General features: G+C 72.9%; 2 protein-coding genes and 1 pseudogene. All 3 read right to left on the bottom strand.

The window, feature by feature from the left end; all coding sequences use genetic code 11:
* Positions 1–121 precede the first annotated feature (121 nt).
* Positions 122–745, bottom strand: a complete 624-nt coding sequence (locus JHN63_RS51000) for a GntR family transcriptional regulator (protein WP_200691927.1) — start codon at positions 743–745, stop codon at positions 122–124.
* A gap of 96 nt (positions 746–841) precedes the next feature.
* Positions 842–1015: a hypothetical protein gene (locus JHN63_RS50995; protein WP_200691926.1), complete on the bottom strand. Its 174-nt coding sequence runs from the start codon at positions 1013–1015 to the stop codon at positions 842–844.
* Between the two features lie 252 nt (positions 1016–1267).
* Positions 1268–2329, bottom strand: a pseudogene (sucB, locus tag JHN63_RS50990) (2-oxoglutarate dehydrogenase, E2 component, dihydrolipoamide succinyltransferase); the annotation flags it as partial.
* Positions 2330–2361: the final 32 nt, after the last annotated feature.

Genomic DNA, 2361 nt, shown 5'->3' with positions numbered 1-2361 from the left:
AACCCCCCAAGGGGCGCGGGGCCGCACCGCGATGCGGCCCCGCGCCCCTTGGGGGGTTGTGGTGGGCGGGGTCAGGAGGTGCGGGTGTGGCGGGCGTTGCATCGGCGGAGGTGCACGGTGTTCAGGGGCGCGGGGCGCAGCCCAGGACGTGTGCCTTCACCAGTTCCGCGATTCGTGGGTCCCGGCGGCGGAACGCGGCCACCAGCTCCTCGTGTTCCTCCGCGTACGACTGCTGGACCGTGCCCAGCCAGCGGATCGAGAGGGCGGTGAAGACCTCGATGCCCAGGCCCTCCCAGGTGTGCAGCAGCACCGAGTTGCCGGCCGCGCGGACCAGCTCGCGGTGGAAGCCGACGGTGTGCCGCACCTGGCCCGTACCGTCCGCCTCGCGGTCCGCCTCGTAGAGCGCGGCGACATGCGGCTCGAGCGCCGAGCAGTCCGTCGCGAGCCGCTCGGCCGCCAGTTCCGCCGCGATCGCCTCCAGGCCGGCCCGCACCGGGTAGCTCTCCTCCAGGTCGGCCGCGGTCAGATTCCGTACCCGTACGCCCTTGTTCGGCGCGGACTCGATCAGCCGCAGCGACTCCAGCTCGCGCAACGCCTCCCGCACCGGCGTCTGGCTGACCTCGAGCTCCGTCGCGATCCGTCGCTCCACGATCCGCTCGCCCGGCTTCCAGCGCCCGCTGACGATCCCCTCCACGATGTGCTCGCGGATCTGTTCGCGCAGCGAGTGGACGACGGGCGCGGTCATGAGAGCTCCTTAAGGGCGTTTGACGTTTAGACAATAAGGCCGCACGCCCGCTCGGGAGGGGCGCACGGGGGCGCTTTCATGCAGGTGAGACGAGACTTACACGCTGGTGGGGCGGTCGGCGCGGGTGCCCTGCGGGGCGTCGGGGCGCGATGAACTGGGGAGTTCGAAGCGGGGCCCGGGGTCCCGGGCCGGTGGCGGTGGGGTGACCGGTTGTCGACCGGCGCTCACTCCGGCGTGCGGCCCGAAGGACACCGCGCGGTTGCGGATCATCGCCGACACCCCGCCCCCGGCGGCGCCCGCGTCTTCGTGAGACCGGACGGCGCCCGGGAGTTCGGCCGAGCCGGCCGGGGACGGCTGTGCGCCCCGCCCGGCGGCCACACCGGCGCCGGCACCCGACGGGATCGTACGCCCGGATGCCAGGCTGCATACGACGTGTCGCGCACCCGGGAAACGCGCGGTGCCCCCGCCCGGAGAACTCCGGAACGGGGGCACCGTACGAACGACAGGCCAGGTGGCCGCTGACTACAGGCCGAGCTCCACCTCGAACTCGCCCGCCTCCAGGATCGCCTTGACGGCCGTCAGGTAACGGGCCGCGTCGGCGCCGTCGACCAGGCGGTGGTCGTAGGAGAGGGTCAGGTACGTCATGTCGCGGACGCCGATGACCGTGCCGTCCTCCGTCTCGATGACGGCCGGGCGCTTGACCGTGGCGCCGATGCCGAGGATCGCGACCTGGTTCGGGGGCACGATGATCGTGTCGAAGAGCGCGCCGCGCGAACCGGTGTTGGAGATGGTGAAGGTCGCGCCGGACAGCTCGTCCGGGGTGATCTTGTTCGCCCGGACCTTGCCCGCGAGCTCGGCGGTGGCCTTGGCGATGCCGGCGATGTTCAGGTCGCCCGCGTGCTTGATGACCGGGGTCATCAGGCCCTTCTCCGAGTCCACCGCGATACCGATGCTCTCGGTGTCGAAGTAGGTGATCGTGCCCTCGTCGACGTTGATCCGGGCGTTGACGGCCGGGTGGGCCTTCAGCGCCTGGGCCGCCGCCTTGACGTAGAACGGCATCGGGGAGAGCTTGACGCCCTCGCGGGCCGCGAAGGAGTCCTTCGCCTGACCGCGCAGGCGCATCAGGCGCGTGACGTCGACCTCGACGACCGAGGACAGCTGCGCCTGCTCGTGCAGCGCCTTGACCATGTTGTCGCCGATGACCTTGCGGATGCGGGGCATCTTGACGGTCTGGCCGCGGAGGGGAGAGGCCTCCAGGGTCGGGGTCTTCTTCGCGCCGACGGCCGGAGCGGCCGCGGCCGCGACGGGAGCCGGAGCCGCCGCAGCCGCCTTCGCTGCCTCGGCGGCGGCGAGGACGTCCTGCTTGCGGATACGGCCGCCGACGCCGGTGCCCTTGACGGTGGACAGGTCCACGCCGTTCTCGGAGGCGAGCTTGCGCACCAGCGGGGTGACGTAGGCGCCGTCGTCCGTCGCCTGCGCGGCGGCGGGCGCCGGAGCTGCCGGGGCCACCGGAGCCGGAGCCGCGCCCGGCGCGGCTCCGGCTCCGGTGGCCCCGGCAGCTCCGGCGCCCGCCGCCGCGCAGGCGACGGACGACGGCGCCTACGTCACCCCGCTGG

This window comes from Streptomyces sp. MBT65 (assembly GCF_016612545.1).
Taxonomy (GTDB): Bacteria; Actinomycetota; Actinomycetes; order Streptomycetales; family Streptomycetaceae; genus Streptomyces.
The sequence above is the reverse complement of the archived record's forward strand: the minus strand, read 5'-3'. Positions and strand labels throughout refer to the sequence as shown.